Genomic DNA, 24,130 nt, shown 5'->3' on the forward strand with positions numbered 1-24,130 from the left:
CTTTCCGGCTGGTTGCACCGAAAAGCGTTCCACGCGTTCGGGCTCGCGGGCGTGAGAACCGCCTGCCCGTCCGGGTGAACTCACGCCGTGCGGCCGGGGACGACCTTCACCGTCTTGTTCGGGAATCGGCGTTCCACATGGGACTTCGCGGCCGATGCCGGGGTCACGTAGATCGTTTCTTCCTTGTCCTGCAACGGTCGCAGCACCGTGCGCATGAACTCGCGACGGTCTTCGAGGTACGGCCCGAGCACGTCCTCGCCCGCCGGGCACACCGCCATGCAGTAGGCCGCCTTGTAGTTGGCCTTGAAGGAAAGGCTTTGCCACATCGACGCGTTCTCGGAATCGGTGACGCGCTCGCGGAACTCCGCGCCGTCGGCACTGTCGGCCACGGTTTCCACCCAGTCGGTGAACCCGCCCATGAACTCGCGGTAGTTGTGCGTGGAGCAGGCGGCCCAGTCGAACTCGCCCGTCTTGGCGATGGCGCCGACGGGGCACGCGGCCACGCACAGCTTGCACTCCACGCAGGGGTTGTAGTCCAGCGCCTCACCGTAGCCGGTCACCTCGGCGTCGACGAGCAGCGTGGCCAGCAGCACGAAGTTGCCGAACTTCGGGTGGATCACGTTGCGGTGCAGGCCCATCACGCCGAGACCGGCCGCGACCGCGACGGTCTTGTGCGCCACCACCGAGATCCGGCCGGGGAACCGGTCCATCTCCATCGGGAAGGTCGCCGACGGGTTGAGCGCGCGGTAGCCGGCGTCCTGCAGCTCGCGGGTGATCGTGCGAGCCGCCTCGTTGATGATCTCACCACTGCGGTGGAACTCCTGGTTCGCGACGCTGCGTGCCGGCGTGCGCACGTTGTCGCGGTTCATCCGCACGACGAGCGAGACGAGGCTGCGCGTGCCGGGCAGTGCGGCGAGCACGTGCGGACGCTCCCCCGCCACGTCGGGGTGCTCCAGCGACACAGCCGCGACGTCGTCGGCGCCCGCGGCCAGCGCGAGCTCGCGCAGCCACGCGGCGTCGATCGGACCGGGCTTCGGCCGCGTGCCGCGCTCCAGCACGGCCCGCACCGACGGGTGGGCGGCGAGTTTGCGCGGCAGCTCGGTCACGAGGAGTCCTCCATCGGTAGGAATTTCCAACCAACGTTCCCACGTGCTGAGTCCGATAACAAGACCGAGCCTGCCGCGGCGGGAACGCACCCCCGCCGCGGCGCCGGGCTCAGCCGGTGACCGAGATGTCGTCGAGCTGCTCGGCGGCCGGGCGGACCGGGTAGAGATCACCTCCCGGCGGGGCGGGAATGTGCGGGAGCGCGGCCTTCGCCTGGGCGTCACCCGCGTCGGCGGCGGCGTGGACGCTGTCGAGCGCCGCGTACTGCAGGAAGTTCAGGTCGGGCAGCGGCCACTGCGACGCCCCGCCGGTCGCGGCGGGCAGCAGGTGGTCGACGGCCTTGAACAGGCTGCCGCCCTCCGGCGTCCGGTAGGCCCACAGGTCCACGCCGACGTGGCGGCCGATCTGCGCGAGGCGGGTCAGCGCGACGAGGTTGAACGTGTGGTAGTGGAAGCTGCGCGTGCGCGTCGACTCCTCGGGCTGGCTGCCGTCGGCCGCGATCTGGTGGTCGAGGCGGGTTTTCTCCGCGTCGACGACGATCTGCTTCGTGAGCGCCTTGTCGCCGGTGTAGAGCGCGATGCCGGCGGAGAGCATGTCGTAGAACGAGCCGTGGTTGTTGGTCTCGGCGGCTTCGTCCGTGCCGTTCTTGCTCGTGCGCAGCCAGGTCAGGAAGTCGCCCGACCAGCCTTTCATCGCCGTGGCGTCGGTCTTCGACCAGCCGGGTGCGCCCGCGTCGAGGATCCGCGCCGCGTCGAGGACCTGGGTGAAGGTGTAGGCGAACTCGATGATGCCGATGCCGCGGCCGTCGTTCTTGCACGGGATGCCCTGGGCGAAGTTCAGGTTCGGGTTCATCTTCGTGGCCGCGTCGAGGAACCAGGTGCGCAGGTCGAGGGCCGCGCGCTGCGCGTACTCGGGCTTGCGCGTGTAGAACCAGGCGAGCGAGAGCTGGTAGATCGAGCTGAACGCGGTGAGCCGCTCGGCCTTGTCGGGGACGGCGGTGGTCTCGGGGTTGAGCACGCCGTCGCGCTGAACGTAGGGGCAGCCCTGCGGGTTGTCGGCCGTCGCGGGCTGGCTGGGCCACCAGTATGGCGCGAGGCTCAGGTAGTCGTGCTTGTCGCCGCTCGGCGGCACGCGCTCCTTGTCGACGACCGTCCACGGGCCCTTGGTGAGCGCCGTGTCGGCCTGCTTGAGAAGGTCGGTCAGGGACGTGCGCAGGGTTCTGCCGCCGAGCAGCAACCCGACGCGGTTCTTCGTCAGCCGCGCCCCGTCGAGCACGACGGTGTCGGGCTGGCAAGCGAGCGAGACGATCGGCAGGTCGCACACCGACTTCGGTGGCTGCTGCGCCGGGGCGGCTCCGGCCGCGCCCGCGGTGGTGGTGAGCAGGCCCGCGACGGTGGCGAAGACGAGGGAGATCCGAACCAGCCGGAAACGGGACCGTGAAGGAGGCAGCACTGCAACTCCGTTCAAGTATCTGAATAACTGGCAGATATGTGAATTCAACTTAGGGAGTCGAACACGGGGAGCCCAGTCGGCAGCACGGCCTGGCGTTACGAAACCACAGAACCAGGCGCATCAATTGGCCAATGGCGGCGTTACATCTAGGCTTCTGCCATGTCGACGCTCTGCCTCACCTGCGGTGCACCGTTGCCGGCAGCGGCCGGGCGTCAGGGCGGACGACGGCCGCGGTTCTGCTCCGGCGCTTGCCGCCAGCGCGCATACCGGCGGCGGGTACGGGCGCGTCGGCCGGGTGCCGGGTGCACCGGCCGGAAAGCTGAGACGGCGACGCTGCGCCGGCTGCTCACGGGCCACCGGCTCGTGACGATCACGGGCCCGGCCGGCGTCGGCAAGACGCGGCTCGCGGCAGAGCTGACCGGCGCGGTGCGCGTCGATCCGTCCACTGTGGAGCTTCCGGCCGAGCTCGGGGACCTGCTCGTGCTGGACGGCTGCGAAGACGGGCTCGACGCGTGCGCGGCACTCGTCACGCGGCTGCTGCGTGAGCGCCCGGGCCTGCGGGTGGTGGCCACGAGCCGCGTCGCGCTCGGGGTCGAGGGTGAGCAGGTGCTGCCGCTGCGCGGCCTCTCCCCCGCCGACGCGGCCCAGCTGCTCGTGGAGCGGATCCACCTGCTGGACCCGTTCCTCACCGTTGCGCCGGCCGACGTCACGGAATTGTGCCGCGTGCTCGAAGGGGTGCCGGCGGCGCTGGAGCTGGCCGCGCCGCGCGTGCGGCTTCTGGGCGCGGCCGGGGCGGCCGAAGGCCTGACGACCGCCCTCGACCTGGCCCCGGGCAAGGTGCGCGCGGACCTCGAGAGCGACCACCGGCGGCTTTCACCCGCCGAACGCGAGGCGTGGCACCGGCTTTCGGTGCTGCCCGGTCCGTTCGACCCGGAGCTGGCGGCCGTTCTGGGCGCCGGACCCGAGGTGCTGGAGCGGCTGGTCGCGGTGTCGCTGCTGGTGCCCGAGCCCGCCGCCGACGGCACGACCGGGCTGCGGCTGTGGGCGGCCGCGCGCGCGTTCGGCCGCGAGGCACTCGACGCCGAGAGTGGCACCGACGCCGCGTTCGAACTGCTGACGGCCCACCTCGTGGCTCAGGTCGAGCCGCACCTGCCGGCTTTCCTCCTGCCCGACGGTCTCTGCCGGCGGCTCGTCGCGCGCGCCGAGCCCGTGCTCGCGGTGATCCGCCGGCTCACCGGCCGCGGCGACGCCCGGCTCGCGGTGCTGGCGTGCGGGCTCGCGCGGTCGTGGCTCGCGCTGGGCCGCAACCTCGCCGACAGCGAACGGTTGCTGCGCGAAGCTCTGCCGCACGTCGCCGATCGGCCGGACCTCACCGCGTCGCTGCTGGCCGGGCTGTGCAAGGCCGCGCACCGCGCCGGCCGGTTCGCCGAGCAGCTGCGCTTCGGGGAAGCGGCATTGGCGCTGGAGTCCACACTGGACCGCCCTGCTCGGGTCGCCTCGGTCCTCGACCTGCTCGCCGCCGGGCTGCGCGCGTCGGGAGCGGACGCCGCCGCGCGCTGCCACGAGGCGTTGGCCATCGCGCGTGGCCTCGCCGATCCGGCCGTGATCTCGTTGCTGCTCAACGACCTCGCGTGGGGAGCCCTGGAATCGGGCGACCTCGACGGCGCCCGCGAAGTGCTGACCGAAGGCCTGCCCCTCGCCCGCACCCACGCGACACCCGGCCGGCTCGCGAGCGTGCTGCACACCGCCGGTGCCGTCGCCCTCGCCGCCGGCGACCACGCCACGGCCGAGGCGCGGTTCGTGGAGGCCCTGCTCGTCACGAACCCCACCGACGGCCTCAAAGTGCCCTACTTCACCGAAGGCGTCGCCGTCGTCCTGACCACCCGAGGCGAACACGAGCGCGCCCTGAGCCTCTTCGCCTGCGCCGACGCCGTCCGCCGGAGCCTGGGCGCCGGGGCGGAACCCGCGTGGCGCCGGCGGGTCCGCGACGCCCTGGACACGGCGACCGCTGGTCTGGACCCGCGCCGTGCTCGGGCGGCCACCCGCGCGGGCGCCCGCGTCTCCCTCGCCGCCGCCGTCGCCCACGCCCTCGACGCGAGCGCGCACTTCCACGCCACGGGCCACGGCGGGCTGACCCCCCAGGAGCACACCGTCGCCGCCCTGGTGACCGACGGCCTGACCAACCAGCAGATCGCGCGCCGCCTCGGCATCGCGCCCCGCACGGTCGCCACCCACTTGGAACGCATCCGCGCCAAACTGGGCGTGCGCCCCCGCTCGGCGCTGGCCGCGTGGTTCACCCGCACGACAGCCGAAACCGACTACTAGAGCGTGTGTCGGGTGGAGAGCGTGCCCACGATGGGGTGATCAAGTCGGACCGCTCGGGCTGTCACACGCGCCGGGGCTGCCTCGTCTCCCTGACGACAACCGGGCTACCAGATGAGGACCTCCATGCAAGCCATCACCGTCCGCGAACGTGACGCCGGTGTCGCCGGACTGTCCGTTGAGGACATACCTTGTCCACGCACGGCGGAGAACGACGTTCTCGTGCGGGTGCACGCCGCCGGCTTCACCACCGGCGAGCTGGATTGGCCGGGCACGTGGAACGACCGTGCCGGCCGGGATCGGACGCCGAGCGTGGCTGGGCACGACGTGTCGGGTGTCGTGGTCGAACTGGGCTACGGCACCAAGGGCCTGACCGTGGGCCAGCTGACCCCACCGGAGCGGGTGGCCTTCGTCCTGCACGACGTCTTCGGCTTCGAGTTCGGCCGGATCGCCGAAGTGCTCGACGTCTCCGTACCCGGCTCCCGCCAGCTCGCCTCCCGGGCGCGACGGCGAGTGGCCCAGGCAAAGCAGTCCACTCCGGACGCACCGAAGGAGGAACGCGAACGGCTGCTGGCGACCTTTCGCGCCGCCTACGAATCCGGTGACCTGACCGGCCTGGTCCGGCTCCTGCACCCGGACGCCGTCTACATCACCGACGGCGGCGGCAAGGTCACGGCGGCACGCAAGATCCTCCGCGGTGCCGAGCGCATGGCCGACGTGATGGTGCGAGTGGGCCGGATGTGGCGACCGCACCACATCGGGTTCATCGAGGTGGGCGGCGAGCTCGCCCTGGTGTGCCATTGGCAGGGCCGCGTCTACTCCGTCGACACCGTGCAGATCACCGACGGCCTGATCACCGCGTACCGCAGGGTGATCAACCCGGACAAGCTTTCTCACGTCTGAGCTCGGCGTCGTACCCGCGGGCGTGGATCTCAGTGCGAATCGCGCGGCACACCAGGGCCGCGGGAGCCGTGCAGGAAGTCGAAGTCCGCACCTTGGTGCGCCTGGGTCACGTGGTGCGTGTACAGCCACGTGTACCCGCTGACATAAGGCGATTCCGGCGCCGACCACTCCACACGCCGGGCCGCCAGCTCCTCGTCCGACACGTGCAGGGTCAGTGAACGCGCAGGAGTGTCCAGCGTGATCCGGTCGCCCGTGCGCACCAGCGCGAGCGGGCCACCCGCGGCGGACTCGGGGCTGACGTGCAGCACGACCGTGCCGTAGCCGGTGCCGGACATGCGGCCGTCGCAGATGCGCACGAGGTCGGTGACGCCGTCCTTGAGCAGTTTGGCGGGCAGGGGCACGTTGGCGACCTCCGGCATGCCTGGGTAGCCCTTCGGGCCGGCGCCGCGAATGACCAGGACGGTGTCGGCCGTGACGTCGAGATCCGGGTCGTCGGCGACGCGGTGGTAGTCCTCGGCGGTGTCGAACACCAGAGCCGGGCCGGTGTGCGTGAGCAGCTCCGGCGAGGCGGCCGACTGCTTGATCACCGCGCCGTCGGGCGCGAGGTTCCCGCTGAGCACGGCCGTGCCCGAATCCGTGGGCTGGAACGGCTCGGCCACCGGGGTGATCACCTCGTCGTTCCAGCACTCGGCGTCGGACACGTTGTCGGTCAAGGACTTCCCGGTCACCGTGACCGTGCCGGGGTGCAGCAGACCGGCTTCGGCCAAGCGCCGCACGACGACGGGCAGGCCGCCGGCGTAGCAGAAGTCCTCCATCAGGAACTTGCCCGACGGCATGAGGTTCACGAGCGTCGGCACGTCGCGGCCCAGCGCGTCGAAGTCCGCCATCTCCAGCGGCACGCCGACGCGGCCGGCGAGCGCCAGCAGGTGGATGATCGCGTTGGTGGAGCCGCCGATGGCCGCGTTCACCCGGATCGCGTTCTCGAACGCCTCACGGGTCAGGATCGACGACGGGCGCAGTTCCTCGTCCACCATCGCCACGATCCGCTGCCCCGCCGCCTGCGCCGTCTCGAAGCGGCGCGCATCGACGGCCGGCCACGTCGCCGAGCCGGGGAGCTGCATGCCGAGCGCCTCGGCGAGACACGCCATGGTGGACGCGGTGCCCATGGTCATGCAGTGGCCGTTGGACCGTGCCATGCAGCCCTCGGCGAAGAAGCACTCCTCCTGGCTCATCCGCCCGGCCTTGAGCTCCTCCTCGAACTTCCACACGTGCGTGCCGGACCCCACGTCCTCACCGCGGAACTTGCCGTTGAGCATCGGCCCGCCGGTCACCATCACCGCGGGCAGGTCCACGCTCGCCGCGCCCATCAGCATCGCCGGGGTGGTCTTGTCGCAACCGGACAGCAGCACCACACCGTCGAGCGGGTTGGCGCGGATGAGCTCCTCGACCTCCATCGCCATCAGGTTGCGGTAGAGCATGGCGGTGGGACGCATGAGCGTCTCTCCGGTGGCCATCGTCGGGAACACCAACGGGAACCCACCGGCCTGCCACACACCGCGCTTCACCGCCTCGGCCACGCGCGTCAGGTGCACGTTGCACGGCGCCAGCTCCGACGCACTCGTCGCGATCCCGATCACGGGCCGGCCGTCGAACACGTCCGAGCCGAAGCCCTGCGACCGCATCCACGACCGGTGGATCATCCCGGCGCGGCCCGACGCGCCGAACCAAGCCGCGCTGCGCCGCTCGCCCTGCCGTTGCTCCACGCGAACCTCCCGTGCCCGGTGCCCGAACCCCCACTCCACCGCAGACCACGCGGTGGGGCAAGTGATCAGCCCTTGACCGACCCGGTCAGCCCACCGACGATCCGTCGCTGCGCCACTACGAAGAACCCCAGCGCCGGAACCATCGACAGCGCGGTGAACGCCAGCACCCGCGCCGTGTCCTGCGAATACTGCGACTGGAACGTCGCCACGCCCAGTGGCAGCGTGAAGTGCGCGCTGTCGTTGAACACCAGCAGCGGCAGCAGGTACGCGTTCCAGCTCGTGACGAACGCGAGCACCGCCACCGTGGTGAGCGCGGGCGCCGAGAGCGGCAGCATGATCCGCCAGAAGAACCCGAGCCGGCTCGCGCCGTCGAGCACGGCCGCGTCCTCGAGCTCCCCGGGCACGGCGTGCATGAACGGCCGCAGGATCACGATCGTCACCGGCAGCGAGAACGCCGCCTCCGGGATCGCGACGCCCAGCGGGTTCTCCAGCAGCCCGAGCTGGCGCAACCACAGGTACAGCGGCAGCGTGGCGACGCCCAGCGGGAACAGCAGGCCGAGCGTGAACAGGACATACACGGCTTCGCGGCCTTTGAAGGCGTAGCGGGACAAGGCGAACGCCGCCATCGAACCCAGGCCCACGGCCAGCACCGTCGCGATCACCGCGATCAGCGCGCTGTTGCCGAGGAACCGCCAGAAGTCCGGGGAGGTGACCACACTGCGGTAGTTGTTCCACACCCACGGCCCCGGCAGCCCGGCCGGATCGGTGTTGAGCTGCCCGTTGGTGCGGAAGCCGCCGAGCACCACGAACAGCAGCGGCACCACCGTGACCACCACGACGACGACCGCGGCCGCGTAGCCCGCGACCAGGCCCCAGCGCCGGCCCGCCACGTCAGCCCACCACCCTGGTCAGCGCACCCGCGGTGTCACGGCGAAGCGCGAACCGCTGGTACAGCAACGCGAACACGAAGCAGACCGCGAACAGCACCACCGCGACCGCGCTGCCGAAGCCGAACTCGTAGCGCTTGAACCCGTGGTCCACCAGGTAGCTGGCCATCGTGGTCGACGCGTTGGCCGGACCGCCCAGCGTCATGATCCACACGAGGTCGAACAGCTGCAGCGAACCGATCACGCTCAGGAACACCCAGATCCGGATCGTCGGGCCGAGCAGCGGCAGCACCACGTGCCGCGTGGTCTGCCACGCGGTGGCACCGTCGAGCGCGGCGGCTTCCCGCAGCTCCGGCGGCACGCCCTGCAGGCCCGCGAGCAACAGGATGATGCCGAAGCCGAGGTACTTCCAGGTCATGACCACGAACAGCGTGTACAGCACGATGCCCGGGTCCGCGAGCCACTGGTGCACGAGCCCGCCCAGGCCCACGCCGCGCAGCAGCTCGTCCACGAACCCGTTCGGCTGCAGCATGAGCAGCCAGATCACGGCGGTGATCGCCTCCGACAGCACGTACGGCGCGAACACCACCATCCGCAGGAACGTGCGGCCCTTGAGCTTGCGGTCCAGCAGCAGCGCGATGCCGATGCTCAGCGGCAGCTGGACCACGATCGAGAGCACGGCGATGACCACGTTGTGCGCGATCGCGCCACGGAACACCGCGCCGCCGAACGCGTCGGCGTAGTTCTGGAACCCGACGAAGTCCGTGAGCGGGCCGAACCCGTTCCACGAGTACAAGCTGTAGTACACCGCGATGCCGATCGGCACGAGCACGAACCCGGCGAACAGCACCAGCGCGGGGCCGAGCAGCAGCGCCAGCTCGAGCCGGGTGCGGCCCCGGCGCCGCGACGGGCGCCGGGGTGCACTGTGGACGGTCCGCGCGAGCGGCCGCGGCGGAGCGGGAGCCGCCATCACTTGTTCCCGGTGGCGGCCTGGTTCACGGCCTGCACCACCGCTTCCGGGTTGCCCTGCCCCGCGAACAGGTTCGCGACGGCGTCGTTGAGCGCCTGCCCGACGGCGGTCGGGAACGCGCGGTCGAAGTACATCTGCACGTACGACGCCTTGCGCGTTTGCTCGGCCACGGCCTTGAGTGACTCGCTCTTCAACGACGCCACGGCGTCGGCGTTCACCGGCAGGCCCGAGCCGGCCTCGGCGATCTTCTGCTGCACCGGCGTGCTCGTGAGGTACTGCAGGAACCCGGCGCACGCGGCCGCGGCGCGCGTCGTGCACGAGAACCCGTCGCCGCCACCGAGCAGCACGGCGGGGTCACCCGCGCCGCCGGGCACCGACGGGAAGGGGAACCAGCCGAGCTTCGAGTCGAGGTCCTTGTCGTCGGTGAGCGAGGACATCGTGCTCGGGTCCCAGTCGCCCTGCAGCTCCATCGCGGCCTTGCCGTTGGCGACGAGCCCGGCCGAGCTGCCGGCGCCCTGCTGCGCCGGCGTGCCGTTGAACCCGGTCTGGAAGGGCTGCGTCGCGAGGAAGCCCTGCAGGTCCTGGCCGGCCTTGACCCAGCACGGGTTCTGCAGTTTCACGGCCGTGATCTCGTCCTTGAGCACCTGCGCGGAGCACGCGCGCACGGCGAAGTAGTCGTAGTAGAACGCGTCGGGCCAGCGGTCCTTGCCACCGAGCGCGATGGGCGCGATGCCCGCGGCCTTCAGCTTGCCGATGGCGGCGTTGAAGTCCGCCATGGTCGTCGGCGGAGCCGTGATCCCGGCCTGGGCGAACAGGTCCTTGCGGTACCAGAACCCGACGACGTGCTGCACGTACGGCACGCCGTACTGCTTCCCGCCGACCTGCCAGCCCTGCGCCGTCGGACCGACGCTCCCGATCCAGCTCTGCACCGACGACGTCAGGTCGGCCACGCGACCCGATTCGACCTGCGAAGCCTCGTCCCCGCCGCCCCACTGCTGGTAGAGGTCCGGTGGCGTGTTCGACTGCAGCGCCAGCGGCACCTTCGTCGGGAACTCCTCGTTCTGGATCGGCTGCACCGTGAACGACACGTCGGGGTGCGCCTTGTGGTAGTCGTCGGCGACCTGCTGCCACAGCGACCGCACGGGTTCCGCGGTGCCGTTGTGCCACCAGGTCAGTGTGACCGGTCCCGACGCGGCGGCCGGGCCTTCGTCGCCACCTCCCCCGCACGCGGACAGCACGAGCGCGGCTGCCGCGACGAGCGCGGCGAGGGGAAATCTCCGGCTGGGACGCATGACGGATCCACTCCTGACGACTTCGGCCGAGTTGGACGGGGCGTGACGGCACCCGGGATGGCGAAGAGTCTGCGCGCCCGAAATTCCCGTGTCAATCGTTGTCGATAACGTTTTACATCGCTAGGCTGAGCCGGTGCAGCCCCGTTCCCGTGTCACGATCCGTGACGTCGCCGCCCGTGCCGGAGTGTCGGTCGCGACGGTCTCGAAGGTGATCAACCAGCGCTACGGCGTCGCCGCCGACACGTTCGCGCGCGTCCGCGCCGTGATCGACGAGCTGGGGTACGAGGCGAGCCTCGTGGCGCAGAGCCTGCGCAACCACAAGACCAACGTGATCGGCATCCTCGTGGCCGACCTCGAGCCGTTCAGCACCGAACTGCTCAAGGGCGCGGCCGACGCGATACGCGGCACCGGGTTCGAGCTCGTCGTGTACTCGGCGGGTGGGCGCACCGGCGACCCGGTGGGGTGGGAGCGCCGGTACCTGTCGCGGCTGAGCGGCACGCTCGTCGACGGCGCGGTGCTCGTGACGCCCGCGGCCGAACTCGAAGGCCTGCCCGGAACTCCGGTCGTCGCGGTGGATCCGCACACCGGGCGCTCGCCGCTGCCGGCGATCGTCTCCGACAACCTGCGCGGCGCACAGCTGGCGACCGAGCACCTGCTGGAGCTCGGGCACCGGAGGATCGCGCTGCTCGCGGGCCGGCCGGACCTGCAGTCCGCGCAGCTTCGCGAGACCGGCTACCGGCGCGCGCTGGCCGCCGCCGGCGTCGAGGTGGATGAAACCCTCGTCGTGGCCGGCGACTACGACGGCGAGCTGGCGGCCGCGTCGGCGCGGGAGCTGCTGACGCGCCCCGACCGGCCGACGGCCGTGTTCGCCGCCAACGACACCTCCGCGATCGCGACCCTGGCCGCCGCGGCGGCGCTGGGCCTGCGCGTACCGGACGACGTGTCGGTGGTCGGCTTCGACAACATCCCCGAGTCGGCGCTGTGCACTCCCCCGCTCACCACGGTGCAACAGCCCATCCGCGAGATGGGGCACCGCGCCATCACCGTCCTCATCGGACTCATCAACGGCGACCCCGAGGAGCGTGAACCCGTGGTGCTCGACACGGAACTGGTGGTGCGCTCGTCGAGCGCCGCGCCGCGGGCCGGCTCGTGACGACCGAGACCGCGCCCGAGCCCTGGCGCGACCCGCGGCTGCCCGTGGCCGAGCGTGTCCGCGATCTCGTGGCCCGGATGACCACGCGCGAGAAAGTGGCGCAGCTGTCGGGAATCTGGGTCGGCATGGACTCCGGTGGCGAGGTCGCGCCGCATCAGCACGACTTCGCCCACGACCCGCCGGACTGGGACGCGCACGTGCCGCACGGGGTCGGGCAGCTGACCCGCGCGTTCGGCACCCGGCCGGTCGACCCGGAGATCGGCGCGCGGGGACTCGCGCGGACACAGGAGGAGATCGTGGCGCGCGGGCGCTTCGGCATCCCCGCCGTGGTGCACGAGGAGTGCCTCACAGGCCTGGCGGCGTGGCAGGCCACGGTGTATCCGGCGCCGCTGTGCTGGGGCGCGAGCTTCGACCCGGACCTCGTGGGGCGCATGGCCGAGAAGATCGGGCGGACGATGCGGGCCCTCGGCGTGCACCAGGGGCTGGCGCCCGTGCTGGACGTCGCGCGGGACCTGCGCTGGGGCCGCGTCGAGGAGACCATCGGCGAGGACCCGTACCTCGTCGGCACGATCGGCGCGGCCTACGTCGCCGGGCTCGAGTCGGCCGGGATCGTCGCGACGCTCAAGCACTTCGCGGGCTACTCCGCGTCCAAGGCCGGGCGCAACCTCGCGCCGGTGTCGGTCGGGCCGCGCGAGTTCGCCGACGTGCTGCTGCCGCCGTTCGAGCACGCGCTGCGCGCCGGGGCGCGGTCGGTGATGAACTCCTACACCGACCTCGACGGGCTGCCGGCCGCGGCCGATCCGGAACTGCTCACCACCCTGCTGCGCGAGCGCTACGGATTCACCGGCACGGTGGTGTCCGACTACTTCTCCGTGGCGTTCCTGCACGCCCTGCACCACGTCGCCACCGGAGCGGCGGACGCGGCGGGGCAGGCACTGAGCGCGGGCATCGACGTCGAACTGCCCACAGTGGACTGTTACGGCACGCCGCTCCTGGCCGCGCTGGCCGACGGCAGCGTCGAGGAGTCCCTTGTGGACCGTGCGGTGTACCGCGTGCTGACGCAGAAGTTCGAGCTGGGCCTGCTGGATCCCGAGTGGTCGCCCCACCCGGCCGTGACCGAGCTGGACGACGCCGAGTCGCGGGCGCTCGCGCGAGAGCTTGCCGAGCGGTCGGTGGTGCTGCTGTCGAACACCGGAGCGTTGCCGCTGCGTTCCGGTGTTCGGCTGGCGGTCGTGGGCCCCCGCGCGGACGAACCGGGCGCGATGCTCGGCTGCTACTCGTTCCCGATGCACGTCGGCGTCCACCACCCGGACGTGCCGTTCGGCCTCGACGTGCCCACGGTCGCCGAGGCGCTGCGGGAGTCGTTCGACGTCACCTTCGCCGAGGGCTGCGGCGTCACCGGCGGCACGGACGAAGACCTCGCCGCGGCCGTCGAGGCGGCCGCGGCGGCGGACGTCTGCGTAACCGTGCTCGGCGACCGGGCGGGCCTGTTCGGCGGCGGCACCTCCGGCGAAGGCTGCGACGCCTCGGACCTGCGCCTGCCCGGCCGGCAGGAGGAACTGCTCGAAGCGGTGCTGGCGACGGGCACACCCGTGGTGCTGGTGCTGCTGTCCGGCCGGCCCTATGAGCTCTCGCGCCAAGTCGAGCGCCTGGCGGCCGTCGTGTGCGGGTTCTACCCCGGGGAAGAGGGCGCGGCGGCGCTCGCCGGGGTGCTCACGGGCCGGGTCGAGCCGTCGGGCCGCCTGCCGGTGAGCTTCCCCGCCGCCGGGGCGAGCCAGCCGTCGACCTACCTCGGCGCGGCGCTGGCCGCGCGCAGCGACGTCAGTTCGGTCGACCCCACGCCCGTGTTCCCGTTCGGACACGGTCTCACCTACCACCCGGCCACGTGGGTCTCGGTGGCCGGCGGGCCCGTGTGGCCGGCCGACGGCTCGTGCCGGGTGAGCGTGACGCTGCACAACCCGCACGACACGGAGACGTCGGAAGTCGTGCAGGTCTACCTCCACGATCCGGTCGCCGAGGTCGCACGTCCGCTGCGGCAGCTGATCGCCGCGCCGCGCGTGCCGCTCCCGCCCGGACAGACCCGCGTGGTGCACCTGGACCTGCACGCGGACCTCGCCTCCTACACCGGGCGGGCCGACGACCGGATCGTCGACACCGGGCCGGTGGAGCTGCTCGTGGGCCCGTCGAGCGCCGTCGCGCACACCGTGCTGGCGGTGCCGATCACGGGATCGCGGCGCGTCTTGGGGTTCGACCGCGTGCTCCAGCCGCGGGTCACGGTGGTCCCCGGCTGATAACTCGCTGAGAACTCCGGCAAACGGGACACTCCGCGGGCGCTCCCTGCGTTGAGCCAGGTGAACGACCCACCCTGAGGAGTGTGTGATGAGCCTGATCGGAACGCTGGTCGGGTACGTGCTGACCGTGTTCATCCTGCTGCTGATCGCGCGCATGATCCTGGACTGGACGCGCCTGGCGACGACCGGGCCGCCCTGGCTCGGGAAAGCGCGCTACTACAGCCACCGCGCGACCGAGCCCGTGATCGCCCCCGTGCGCCGCGTGCTGCGACCCGTGCGCGCCGGCGGGCTGTCGATCGATCTCGCGTTCACCGTGGTGTTCTTCGCGGCGGTGATCGTGCGGTCGATCGCGTTCGCCCTGTGACGGCTGCCCCTCACCGCCCGGGCGAGGGGCAGCACCTCACGGCCTGCGCGAAATCGGTCCGGATGCCGGGAAAACACCACCTCGTCCCGCTTCCTGGTACGGCTACCTGTCGGGGGCCGGGGTGGGTGATAGTCGGCTCGTGACCCAGGTGCTCCCCGTTCTCCCGCAGACGGCCCCGCCAGACCCCGAGCCCGCCGCCGGCCGGGTGCTCTACCGCGACGCCGTGGTCGCGCCCCTGCTCGGCTACCGGCCGCTGCTGCTCGACCTCGCCGTGCCGGCCGGTCCGCCGCCGCCCACCGGGTGGCCGGTGGTCGTGTTCGTGCACGGCGGCGCGTTCGCCGTGGGTTCGCCCAAGCACGCGCCGCTCGGCCGGTACCTCGCGGAGCGCCTGCCCGCGGCCGGGTTCGCCGTGGGCTTAGTCCACTTCAGACACAGCCGCGAAGCGGTGTACCCGGCACAGCTGCACGACGTGAAGGCCGCGGTGCGCTGGCTGCGTCAACACCACACGACGCTGGCGCTGGACCCGGAGCGGTTCGCCGCGTGGGGCCACGCCGCGGGCGGGCACCTCGCGGTGATGCTCGCCGTGACCGGCGGCCGGCCGGAGCTGGAAGGCGACATCGGCGTGCTCGGCCCGGACAGCCGCGTGCAGGCGGCCGTGGCGTGGAGCCCGCCGTCGGACTTCACGCGGCTGCCGCCGCCTCCGCCAAGCTCACCGTTCCACGCCACAGGGGAAGACCCGCACGCGTGGCTTCTCGGCGGCGCGCCCGCGCAGCACCCGGCGCTCGCCGCCGCGGCCAGCCCGCTCACGCACGTGAGCGAGTCGGCCGCGCCGCTGCTGGTCGTGCACGGCACCGCCGACGACGTCGTGCCCATCACCCAGAGCGAAACCCTCGTCGCCACGTACTGGCAGGCAGGCGCCGATGCCGAGTTCAGGTGGCTCGAGGACGCCGGCCACATCTACGGTCTCGGTACCCGCGAAACCATGACCACCGCGGGCATCGACTTCCTCCGCGAACAGCTCGGCGCTCCGAGCCCGAGGACCCGGAGCGCCGAACACCACAGCGTCCAACAGAACTGAGACCTACAGCTGCACACCCCGGGTGAGAGCGCCGTCGGCCACCAGGTTGGTGCCGGTGATGAACGACGCCAGCGGGCTGGCCAGCACGGTCACCGCGTAGGCGATCTCCTCCGGCGTGCCCATGCGGCCCATCGGGTTGAGACCCAGTGCCTGGTTGAACAGCTCCGGGTTGCCGCTCTCGGTGCTGTGCCAGATGCCGCCCTCGAAGTAGGTGTTGCCGGGCGACACCGTGTTGGCGCGGATGCCCTTCGGCGCCAGCTGCAGCGCCAGGCCCTGGATGTAGTGCACGACGGCGGCCTTCATCGTCCCGTACGCGGGGGCGGCGAAGTCGATCTCGCGGCCCGAGACGCTCGAGATGGCGATGATCGAGCCGGCCTCGCTGCGTTCCAGGTGCGGCAGCGCGGTCTCGGCGACGCGCACCGTGTGCATGAGGTCGACCTCGAAGCTGGAGCGCCAGTTCTCCTCGGTCGGGCCGATGGCCAGGGCGCTGACGTTCGCCACGACGATGTCGAGGCCGTTCAGGTCGGCCGCGGCACGCTCGACCCACGCGGTCAGCGCCGCGCCGTCGGCGACGTCCACGGCCTCGCCCGACACCGTCGCGCCGGCGTCGCGGAACTCCTTCTCGGTGGCGCGCACCTCGGATTCGGTACGCGCGCAGAACGCCACCGCGGCGCCCTCACCCGCGAGCGAGGCGACGACCGCGCGCCCGATCCCCTTGGTACCGCCGGTCACCAGGGCTTTGCGCCCGGCCAGCCGCAGATCCATGCGTTTTCCTCCTAGAGCTTCGCGGCCTGCTCGCGCAGGTACCGGTGCATTCCGCCGTACGCCTCGCCCGTGGGCAGCAAGCGCTTGGCGATCTTGGTGACGGCGCTGTAGTTCGCGTCGACGACGTTGGCCAGCGGGGCCTGGCTGATCTGCGTGAGCAGCTGGTAGGCGTCGAGCGGGTCGAGCCCGTAGAGCTCGCCGAGCCAGCCGATCATGCCGTGCTGGCTCGAGCGCCATGCGTCTTCCAGCGGGCGTGAGGAAGCGACCACCACGTAGTTCTCGTCCTGCTCGATGCGCGGCCACACCGGCGCACCGCCCTTGATCAGCTCGACGATCAGCGTCACGTTCATGGCGCCTTCCACGGCCGTGCCACAGGCCTCGCCCTCGCCCTGGCGGTAGTGCCCGTCGCCGACCGAGAACAGCGCGCCCGGCACGTTCACGCCGAGGTAACAGGTCGCGCCCGCCTTCATCTCGGGCGTGTCCATGTTGCCGCCGAACATGTCCGGCACCAGCGACGTGCGCACCTCACGCCCCGCCGGCGCGACGCCGACCGTGCCGAGCATCGGTTCCACCGGCAGGTCCACGCGGAAGTCGCCGCGCAGCGCCTCGAACACCACGATCTGCTTCTCGCGGTCGAGCTGGTAGATCCAGGTCAGCTCGGGCAGCGGCTCGTGCAGCATCGCCGTGCGGTCGGTGGCGGTGAGCCCGCCGAAGAACGGGATGGTCGCCGACGCGGCCCAGTCGCGCGCCGGTTCCAGGTCCACGAAGTGCAGCGCCAACGTGTCACCGGGTTCCGCGCCGTCCACAAAGAACGGTCCCGTCTGCGGATTGACCTCCCGCATGTCGAGTTTTTCACTCGGTTTGTCCGACGCGCTCTGCAGCCGGCCGCTGAACGCGTCCTCGGTCCAGAGTTTCAACACCGTGCCGGGCTTCACCGTCCGGATCGGGGCGACCCCGCCGAAGGTCCACGCGTATTGCTCGCGTTCGGGGGTGAACTCGACGATCTCCACGCTGGCTCCTCATGCCGAAGGCTTTGCACGACCGGCCCCCCGCCGTCGTCGATCTTGCCCACCGGGGAGGCCGCAGGCAAGTCAGCGCGCCGGAACCAGCAACAGGGTTAGCATGGACTGCCTGACGTGACGGGGAGACCCAACGCCGCGCCAAACCTGTTCACCGACGAACGAGGAAGGCGGCCAGAAAATCATGGCAGGCAACAAGGCAGTCAGCTACGTGGGACCGGGCAAGGTCGAGGTCGAGTCGATCGAATACCCCGGCTTCGTGCTCCGGGACGGGCCGGGGGTGAATCCGGCGAACGTGGGCCGGGAAACCCAGCACGGGGTGATCCTTAAGAACGTAGCGACCAACATCTGTGGTTCCGATCAGCACATGGTCCGTGGCCGCACGACGGCACCGCAGGGACTGGTACTGGGTCACGAGATCACCGGAGAGGTGATCGAGACCGGCCGTGACGTGGAGTTCATCAAGGTGGGCGACCTGGTTTCGGTGCCCTTCAACATCGCGTGCGGACGCTGCCGCAACTGCAAGGAGGGCAAGACGGGGATCTGCCTGAACGTGAACCCGGACCGGCCGGGTTCGGCCTACGGCTACGTCGACATGGGCGGCTGGGTCGGCGGCCAGGCGGAGTACGTGATGGTTCCTTACGCCGACTGGAACCTGTTGAAATTCCCGGACCGCGACCAGGCGATGGAGAAGATCCTCGACCTCACGATGCTCTCGGACATCTTCCCGACCGGCTTCCACGGCTGCGTCACGGCGGGTGTCACGGTGGGGTCGACGGTCTACGTGGCGGGAGCCGGCCCGGTGGGGCTGGCCGCGGCCGCGTCGGCGCAGCTGCTCGGCGCCGCGGTGGTGATCGTGGGTGACCTCAACGCCGAACGGCTCGCGCAGGCCCGCAGCTTCGGCTGCGAGACCATCGACGTGTCGAAGGGCGACCCGAAGGACCAGCTCGCCGCCATCGTGGGTGAGCCGGAGGTCGACTGCGCGGTCGACGCCGTCGGGTTCGAGGCGCGCGGGCACGGCAAGGAGTCGGCGACCGAACACCCGGCGACGGTGCTGAACTCGCTGATGGACCTCACGCGTGCGGGCGGGGCGCTGGGCATTCCCGGCCTGTACGTGACGGGGGATCCCGGGGCCGGCGACGAGGCGGCGCGCCAGGGCTCGCTGTCGATCCGGATCGGGCTGGGCTGGGCGAAGTCGCATTCGTTCACCACGGGCCAGTGCCCGGTGATGAAGTACCACCGGAAGCTGATGATGGCGATCCTGAACGACCGCGTGCAGATCGCAAAGGCTGTGAACGCGACGCCGATCAGCATCGGCGACGCGCCTCGCGGCTACCACGAGTTCGACCAGGGCGCGGCACGCAAGTACGTGCTGGACCCGCACGGTCTGCTCAACTGAGCACCATCCGGTGGGGTGGCGTCGCGGCGCCGCTCCACCGGCTCGGCTCAGACTTTTGCCAGGTTTTCGGTCTGATCCAGCGGCGTCTGGTCGACCGCGGCACCGTAGAAGGCGATCTTCATCCGGATGTGCTCCTGGTGCCCGCGCAGCCGGTCGATCTGCTCGGCCACGCGCGTCTCGTGATCCTGCAGCACGGCGAGGCGTTCGGCCTGGGTGTCGTCGCCCTCGCGCAGCAACTCCACGTAACGCAGCATCTGCGCAATCGGCATCTCGGTGTCGCGCAGGCAGCGCAGCAGGTGCAGGAACCGCAGGTCGTCCTCGGTGAAGCGGCGGCGCCCGCCCGCGGTGCGGTGGACGTCGCGCAGCAGGCCGATGCGTTCGTAGTAGCGGAGCGTGTCGATGCTGAAGCCGGTCCGGGCGGTCACTTCGGAGGGTGAGTAGGAATCCACCCGTCCAGACTCCCACCTGGAGCGCGCTCCAGGTCAAGCTCCGGGTTCGGGACTTGACCCGGACCTCGGTCCGGGTTGTTCGCTCGGGGCATGACTGGTTTGGACGACTACCGGCCCCTGGGCCGTTCCGGGCTGCGGGTCTCGCCGCTGGCCCTGGGTGCGATGACGTTCGGCCCGAGCGGCCTCTCCTCCGACGACGCGACCTCGCGCGAGGTGTTCCGCACCTACGTCGGCGCCGGTGGCAACTACGTCGACACGGCCGACAACTACAGCGACGGGCGCAGCGAGGAGCTCGTCGGCGAGTTTCTACGCGAGGTGCCCGACCGCGACGAGCTGGTGCTGGCCACGAAGTACTCGGGCCCGCGGTTCGTCGACGGCGAGCCGGTGCGCGACGTCCTGGGGCGCAGCAACGGGCGCAAGAACATGATCGCGTCGCTGGAGCGGTCACTGCGGCGCCTGGGCGTGGACCACGTGGACCTGTACTGGCTGCACGTGTGGGACGGGTTCACCCCGGCCGAGGAGGTCGTGGCGGCTTTTGCCGATCTCATGGGCGCGGGCAAGGTGCGCGCGGTGGGGCTGAGCGATGTGCCCGCCTGGTACGCCACGAAGGCCGCGATGCTCGGCGGACCACCGATCACGGCGATGCAGCTGGAGTACTCGCTGGTGGAGCGCACGATCGAGACCGAGCACCTCCCGCTCGCCGCGGAGTTCGGCATCGCGGTACAGCCCTGGAGCGCGCTGGCCGGCGGCTTCCTCACCGGCAAGTACTCTCGCGACGGCGCCGGGTCCGGCCGGCTCGACGGCACGAAGCACTCCGAACGGCGCTGGGCGGTGCTCGACGCCGTCCGTGAGGTCGCCGCAGAGACCGGCCAGACGCCGGCGCAGGTCGCGATGCACTGGGTGCTGCGGCGGCCCGGAATCGCGGGCACCCTCGTCGGGGCGCGCTCGGCGCGGCAGCTCACGGACACGCTCGGAGCGCTGGCGCTGGACCTGCCCGCCGCGGTGCTCGACCGGCTCACGGAGGTGAGCGCGCCCGAGCTGCCGTTCCCGCACAACATCCTCGCCCGGTTTTCGTAAGGGCCGATCAGCCCTCGCCGCCGATCCGGTCCACTGTGGACGCCGGGCCGAACTCCGATTCGAAGCGGGCCAGGAGATCGGCCAGCAGTGTGTTGAGGGCCGTCAGGCGGTCGGGTTCGAGTGCGCCCGCGAAGAGGCCGCGTTCGTCGTCGGTGCGCTGCTTCGTGGCGGCGGCCCAGCGGGCGCGGCCCTTGCGGGTGAGGCGGATCGGTCGGCTGCGTCCGTCGGCGGCCGCGACGCGTTCGATCAGCCCCGCGCGGGCGAGCCGGTCGATGCGGACGCTGACGGTGCCCGACGTGACACCCAGCAGGTCACCGAGCTCCTTGGGCGTGAGCACGGGCGGTTCTCCGGAGCGGTGCAGGGCCGAGAGTGCCTGCCAGTCGCCGGGGGTGAGGTCGTGGGCGGCGGCCGCGCGGCCCAGCACCTGCTCGAACTGCCGCGACAGCCGGCCGATCCGCTGGCGCGCGGCCTCGACGTCCGCGTCGACCCCGGCGGGCATCACGCGCAGCCACGCCGCGAGGCCGGCGCCGACCGAGTCCTGGTCCACTGGACACTCCCTTGAGTCTCAAGGTAGTTTGGTTTGAGTATCAAGATACCGCGAATCGAGGAGACGGACATGAGCCGGGTCTGGTTCATCACGGGCACGAGCGCCGGTTTCGGGCGGGTGCTCGCCGAGGCGGTGCTCGCGCGGGGCGAGCGGGTCGTGGCCACCGCGCGAGACGTCGAGTCGGTGAAGGACTTCGCCGACCGTGCGCTCGTCGCGCGCCTCGACGTGACCGACCCCGCGTCGATCCGCTCGGCCGTCGACGCCGCGCTCGCCGAGTACGGGCAGATCGACGTCCTTGTGAACAACGCGGGCCACGGCCTCATCGGCGCGCTCGAAGAGCTCACCGACGAGCAGACGCGCAAGGTCATGGAGACCAACGTGTTCGGCGTGCTCGCCGTGACACGCGCCGTCCTGCCCCACCTGCGCGCGCGGCGCAGCGGGCACATCGTGCAGCTCTCGTCGGTGGGCGGCGTCGTCGGCAACCCGGGCCACGCGATCTACGCGACGTCGAAGTTCGCGCTGGAAGGCCTGTCCGAAGCCCTCGCCGGCGAGGTGGGGCCACTCGGGATCCGCGTCAGCATCGTCGAGCCGGGCCCGTTCCGCACCGAGTTCGCCGGCCGGTCCATGACGTTCGCCGACCCGATCGCCGACTACGCCGACACCCCTGCCGGCCGGCTGCGCTCCCAGTTCTCCGGTCAGGACGGCCACCAGCCCAACGACCCCGCCCGCGCCGCCGCGGCCATCCTGAAGCTCGTCGACACCCCCGACGCACCGCTGCGGCTGCCACTCGGCCCTGAAGCGGTGACGCGGATCAGGGCGAAGCTGGAGAAGCAGCTGGCGGACCTGGCCGAGTGGGAGGCGGTCGCGCTGGATACGCGGTATCCGGACGCGTGAGGCAGCGGCGTCGGCCGCGACACGCCGGCCCGTGAGTCAGAAGCGGTAGCGCAGCACGCACGTCCCCCGCCTGGCCATCGCCGTGCTGCGAGCCGCCAGCCGGGTGAACCAGCGCAGCGCCGGCGGCTGCAACGCGACCTCGGGCGCGCGGGACGCGAACTGCTCGTCGACCAGCTCCAGTTGCGGCACCCAGCGCTGCGGGGCGCGCGGGTCGTCGAAGCCGGGGTTGGCCACGACGCCCGCGATGGAACCGGTACCGCGGTAGTGCTTGATGGCCCAGACGTGGAAGCGCGTGTAGCTGTTGAACGCGATCTCGCCCGTCGGGAAGCGCCCGGCGATCCCGGCGAGCAGGGCGACGAACGCGTCCTGCGGCAGGAAGGCGACGAGCCCGTCGGCGACCGCGACTGCGGGCCGGTCGGCCGGGATCCGCTCGAGCCACGCCGGGTCGGTGAGGTCGGCGGCCACCGGGTGGACGTTCGCGGGCGGCGGCAGGAGCCGTTCGCGCACTGAGACGACGGCGGGCAGGTCGAGGTCGTACCAGTCCACTGTGGATGGTGGCCGCACGCGTTCGATCCGGCCGTCGAGCCCGCAGCCCAGCTCCAGCACCACGGCGTCGGGGTGGCGGCCGACGAACGAGCGCACCACGTCGTCGAGCATGCGCGAGCGCACGGCGATGTCGAACACCTGGCTCTTCACCAGCGGCCCCGCCGCGGGGTCGTGCCCGAGTGCCGCCACGACGCCCGCGGCCGTGGGGTCGCCGAGCACCGGGCGGGGTGCGCGGGCGTCGAGCGCGCGGCCGTCGAGCGTGAGGTACAGGCTGTTCTCCACCGCGGTGAACGCCGTCGTGTCCATGGTGACCCCCTTTTCCCGATCCGGAAACTACGACTGATCACCGGGTCCGTCAACTCGGGTTTTCCTTGTATTGCAATGGCTGTCACGAGTGCAACGGGGCGCCCTTGTTGCAATGACGGGGTACGCTCGGGCGCATGCCGGGAAGCCGTCTGACCCACGAGGACCGTCAAGGCGTCGCCGAGGGGCTGAAAGCCGGGCTCGCCTACGCCGAGATCGCGCGGCTGCTCGGGCGGCCGACGTCGACTGTGAGCCGGGAAGTCCAGCGCAACGGCGGCCCGCGCGGCTACCGGGCCGACCACGCCCAGGAGGCCACGCACGAGCGGGGCCGGCGCGTGCCCGCGGGCGCCCCGGCGGTGAGCGGGTTCGAGGAGCGGTTCACGGAGATGATGGTCCACACCGGACTCCCGCGCATGCCGGCCCGCGTGCTCGCCACGCTCCTCACCAGCGACCGGCGCACGCTCTCCGCGACGGACCTCGTGGCGCGCGTGCGCGTGAGCCCGGCGTCGGTGTCCAAGGCGATCGCGTACCTGGAGCAGCTGGAGCTCGTCCGCCGCGTCAGCGAGCCCGGCAGCCGCGAGCACTACCGGGTCGACGACGACGCGTGGTACCGCTCGTGCCGCCGCGAAGCCGACGTCTGCACCGCGTGGGCCACCTCCGCCCGCGAGGGCGCCGGCCTGCTGGCCGGCTCCCCCGCCGCCGCGCGGCTGGCCGCGATGGGCGACTACTTCGACCACGTCGGCCGCGACCTCGCCGACTCGGCCGAACGGTGGCGGCACGTCTTCGCCGCCGGGTGAATCAGGACGCGGCGGACATCCCGCCATCGATGGTCACGATGGTGCCGCTGATGTAGTCGGCGCGGGCCGAAGCAAGGAACGCCACCAGGTCAGCGACCTCGCCCGGCTCGGCGACGCGGCGCGAGGGCAGCGCGGCGAAGCTCGCGTCGACGTCGTCGTTGGCCGCGCGCATGGTGGTGATCCGCTCGGTCGCGACCGGGCCGGGGTTCACGCCGACCACGCGCACGCCGTCGCGCGGACCTTCGGCGCCGAGCGCCCGGGTGAAGGCCATCAGCGCCGCGTTGCCCGTGCCGCCGGCGATGTACTCCGGCTTCGGCCGCTCACCGCCGGCACCGATCACGTTGACGATCACACCGCGGCCCTGCTCGCGAAGCCGCGAGTAGACGAGCCGGGTGAGGTCGACGTAGCCGAAGACCTTGAGGTCCCACGCGTGCCGCCACCGGTCGGGGCCGACCTGGTCGAGCGTGCCGGCCGGGATGTCGCCGGCGTTGTTCACGAGGATGTCGGCGTCGGCCGTGGCCTCGGCGAGCCGTTCGAGATCGGCCGTTTCGCGCAGGTCGACGACGTGCACGGTCACCTCGACCCCGTGCGCTTCCCGCAGCTTCCGGGCGAGGGCTTCGAGCGCCTCGCCGCTGCGTGCGGCCAGGTGCAGGTGGCTGCCCTCGGCGGCGAGCACCTCGGCCACGGCCGCGCCGATGCCCTTCGACGCGCCGGTCACCAGGGCGCGCCTGCCGCGGAGTTTCAGGTCCATCGGT

At 71.6% G+C, this 24,130-nt stretch carries 22 protein-coding genes; 10 read left to right on the forward strand and 12 right to left on the reverse strand.

All coding sequences use genetic code 11. From position 1 onward, the window contains the following. Positions 1–80: 80 nt before the first annotated feature. Positions 81–1,106 (reverse strand): 4Fe-4S binding protein, encoded by a 1,026-nt coding sequence (locus tag AB0H62_RS17900; protein WP_360586941.1) that lies wholly within the window; start codon positions 1,104–1,106, stop codon positions 81–83. A gap of 109 nt (positions 1,107–1,215) precedes the next feature. After that, the gene (locus AB0H62_RS17905; RefSeq protein ID WP_360586943.1) at positions 1,216–2,556 is read right to left on the reverse strand and encodes an alginate lyase family protein; all 1,341 of its coding nucleotides are present in this window, start codon (positions 2,554–2,556) and stop codon (positions 1,216–1,218) included. A gap of 159 nt (positions 2,557–2,715) precedes the next feature. On the opposite strand from AB0H62_RS17905, the gene AB0H62_RS17910 reads away from it, so the two are divergent. Together AB0H62_RS17910 and AB0H62_RS17915 are read left to right on the forward strand one after the other, a co-directional pair. After that, a complete protein-coding gene (locus AB0H62_RS17910) occupies positions 2,716–4,881 on the forward strand; it encodes a LuxR C-terminal-related transcriptional regulator (protein WP_360586945.1) in 2,166 nt (721 codons plus the stop codon). Positions 4,882–5,004: 123 nt separating this feature from the next. Next, the gene (locus AB0H62_RS17915) at positions 5,005–5,781 is read left to right on the forward strand and encodes a sigma factor-like helix-turn-helix DNA-binding protein (RefSeq protein ID WP_360586947.1); all 777 of its coding nucleotides are present in this window, start codon (positions 5,005–5,007) and stop codon (positions 5,779–5,781) included. A gap of 29 nt (positions 5,782–5,810) precedes the next feature. Here AB0H62_RS17915 and AB0H62_RS17920 read toward each other — a convergent pair whose 3' ends face one another. The 4 genes from AB0H62_RS17920 to AB0H62_RS17935 all read right to left on the reverse strand — a co-directional run bounded on the left by AB0H62_RS17920 (position 5,811) and on the right by AB0H62_RS17935 (position 10,693). Beyond that, positions 5,811–7,544, reverse strand: a complete 1,734-nt coding sequence (locus tag AB0H62_RS17920) for an IlvD/Edd family dehydratase (RefSeq protein ID WP_360586949.1) — start codon at positions 7,542–7,544, stop codon at positions 5,811–5,813. A 65-nt stretch (positions 7,545–7,609) separates the two neighbouring features. Further along, positions 7,610–8,434: a carbohydrate ABC transporter permease gene (locus tag AB0H62_RS17925; protein WP_220241801.1), complete on the reverse strand. Its 825-nt coding sequence runs from the start codon at positions 8,432–8,434 to the stop codon at positions 7,610–7,612. A 1-nt stretch (position 8,435) separates the two neighbouring features. Next, on the reverse strand, positions 8,436–9,401 hold the full coding sequence (locus AB0H62_RS17930) for a sugar ABC transporter permease (RefSeq protein WP_220241802.1): 966 nt from the start codon (positions 9,399–9,401) through the stop codon (positions 8,436–8,438). Next, entirely contained in the window at positions 9,401–10,693 is a 1,293-nt protein-coding gene (locus tag AB0H62_RS17935) for an extracellular solute-binding protein (protein WP_360586951.1), read from the reverse strand. Before AB0H62_RS17935 ends, AB0H62_RS17930 begins: the two co-directional genes overlap by 1 nt. Positions 10,694–10,826: 133 nt before the next feature. On the opposite strand from AB0H62_RS17935, the gene AB0H62_RS17940 reads away from it, so the two are divergent. The 4 genes from AB0H62_RS17940 to AB0H62_RS17955 all read left to right on the forward strand — a co-directional run bounded on the left by AB0H62_RS17940 (position 10,827) and on the right by AB0H62_RS17955 (position 15,579). After that, complete coding sequence (locus AB0H62_RS17940; RefSeq protein ID WP_360586953.1) at positions 10,827–11,846, forward strand: LacI family DNA-binding transcriptional regulator; 1,020 nt, start codon at positions 10,827–10,829, stop codon at positions 11,844–11,846. Then, entirely contained in the window at positions 11,843–14,137 is a 2,295-nt protein-coding gene (locus tag AB0H62_RS17945; RefSeq protein ID WP_360586955.1) for a glycoside hydrolase family 3 N-terminal domain-containing protein, read from the forward strand. The genes AB0H62_RS17940 and AB0H62_RS17945 overlap by 4 nt, the downstream gene beginning before the upstream one ends. An 88-nt stretch (positions 14,138–14,225) precedes the next feature. Further along, the gene (locus AB0H62_RS17950) at positions 14,226–14,501 is read left to right on the forward strand and encodes a YggT family protein (protein WP_220241806.1); all 276 of its coding nucleotides are present in this window, start codon (positions 14,226–14,228) and stop codon (positions 14,499–14,501) included. A 139-nt stretch (positions 14,502–14,640) separates the two neighbouring features. Beyond that, on the forward strand, positions 14,641–15,579 hold the full coding sequence (locus AB0H62_RS17955) for an alpha/beta hydrolase (RefSeq protein ID WP_220241807.1): 939 nt from the start codon (positions 14,641–14,643) through the stop codon (positions 15,577–15,579). A 3-nt stretch (positions 15,580–15,582) separates the two neighbouring features. On the opposite strand, the gene AB0H62_RS17960 is transcribed toward AB0H62_RS17955, so the two are convergent. Further along, positions 15,583–16,344 carry an SDR family NAD(P)-dependent oxidoreductase gene (locus tag AB0H62_RS17960; RefSeq protein ID WP_220241808.1) on the reverse strand — a complete coding sequence of 254 codons (762 nt, stop codon included), beginning with the start codon at positions 16,342–16,344 and terminating at the stop codon, positions 15,583–15,585. An 11-nt stretch (positions 16,345–16,355) separates the two neighbouring features. Then, positions 16,356–17,354, reverse strand: a complete 999-nt coding sequence (locus AB0H62_RS17965; RefSeq protein WP_220241809.1) for an acetamidase/formamidase family protein — start codon at positions 17,352–17,354, stop codon at positions 16,356–16,358. 193 nt (positions 17,355–17,547) lie between these two features. Here AB0H62_RS17965 and fdhA point away from each other — a divergent pair, with 193 nt between their 5' ends. Further along, complete coding sequence (fdhA, locus tag AB0H62_RS17970) at positions 17,548–18,762, forward strand: formaldehyde dehydrogenase, glutathione-independent (protein ID WP_360586958.1); 1,215 nt, start codon at positions 17,548–17,550, stop codon at positions 18,760–18,762. A gap of 47 nt (positions 18,763–18,809) precedes the next feature. On the opposite strand, the gene AB0H62_RS17975 is transcribed toward fdhA, so the two are convergent. Then, positions 18,810–19,211 (reverse strand): MerR family transcriptional regulator, encoded by a 402-nt coding sequence (locus AB0H62_RS17975; protein ID WP_220241811.1) that lies wholly within the window; start codon positions 19,209–19,211, stop codon positions 18,810–18,812. Between the two features lie 90 nt (positions 19,212–19,301). Between AB0H62_RS17975 and AB0H62_RS17980 the strand changes: the two genes are divergently transcribed. Next, positions 19,302–20,288, forward strand: coding sequence for an aldo/keto reductase (locus tag AB0H62_RS17980; RefSeq protein ID WP_220241812.1), 987 nt, complete (start codon positions 19,302–19,304; stop codon positions 20,286–20,288). Between the two features lie 7 nt (positions 20,289–20,295). Here AB0H62_RS17980 and AB0H62_RS17985 read toward each other — a convergent pair whose 3' ends face one another. Continuing rightward, a complete protein-coding gene (locus AB0H62_RS17985; protein WP_220241813.1) occupies positions 20,296–20,835 on the reverse strand; it encodes a MarR family transcriptional regulator in 540 nt (179 codons plus the stop codon). Positions 20,836–20,904: 69 nt separating this feature from the next. Here AB0H62_RS17985 and AB0H62_RS17990 point away from each other — a divergent pair, with 69 nt between their 5' ends. Further along, complete coding sequence (locus AB0H62_RS17990; protein ID WP_220241814.1) at positions 20,905–21,729, forward strand: oxidoreductase; 825 nt, start codon at positions 20,905–20,907, stop codon at positions 21,727–21,729. A 36-nt stretch (positions 21,730–21,765) separates the two neighbouring features. On the opposite strand, the gene AB0H62_RS17995 is transcribed toward AB0H62_RS17990, so the two are convergent. Beyond that, positions 21,766–22,581, reverse strand: coding sequence for a class I SAM-dependent methyltransferase (locus AB0H62_RS17995; RefSeq protein ID WP_360586962.1), 816 nt, complete (start codon positions 22,579–22,581; stop codon positions 21,766–21,768). A gap of 134 nt (positions 22,582–22,715) precedes the next feature. Between AB0H62_RS17995 and AB0H62_RS18000 the strand changes: the two genes are divergently transcribed. Continuing rightward, complete coding sequence (locus AB0H62_RS18000) at positions 22,716–23,375, forward strand: helix-turn-helix domain-containing protein (RefSeq protein ID WP_220241816.1); 660 nt, start codon at positions 22,716–22,718, stop codon at positions 23,373–23,375. A gap of 1 nt (position 23,376) precedes the next feature. Here AB0H62_RS18000 and AB0H62_RS18005 read toward each other — a convergent pair whose 3' ends face one another. Next, on the reverse strand, positions 23,377–24,126 hold the full coding sequence (locus AB0H62_RS18005; protein ID WP_220241817.1) for a short-chain dehydrogenase/reductase: 750 nt from the start codon (positions 24,124–24,126) through the stop codon (positions 23,377–23,379). Positions 24,127–24,130: the final 4 nt, after the last annotated feature.

The sequence above is a fragment of the Amycolatopsis sp. NPDC050768 genome (assembly GCF_040654155.1).
Taxonomy (GTDB): Bacteria; Actinomycetota; Actinomycetes; order Mycobacteriales; family Pseudonocardiaceae; genus Amycolatopsis.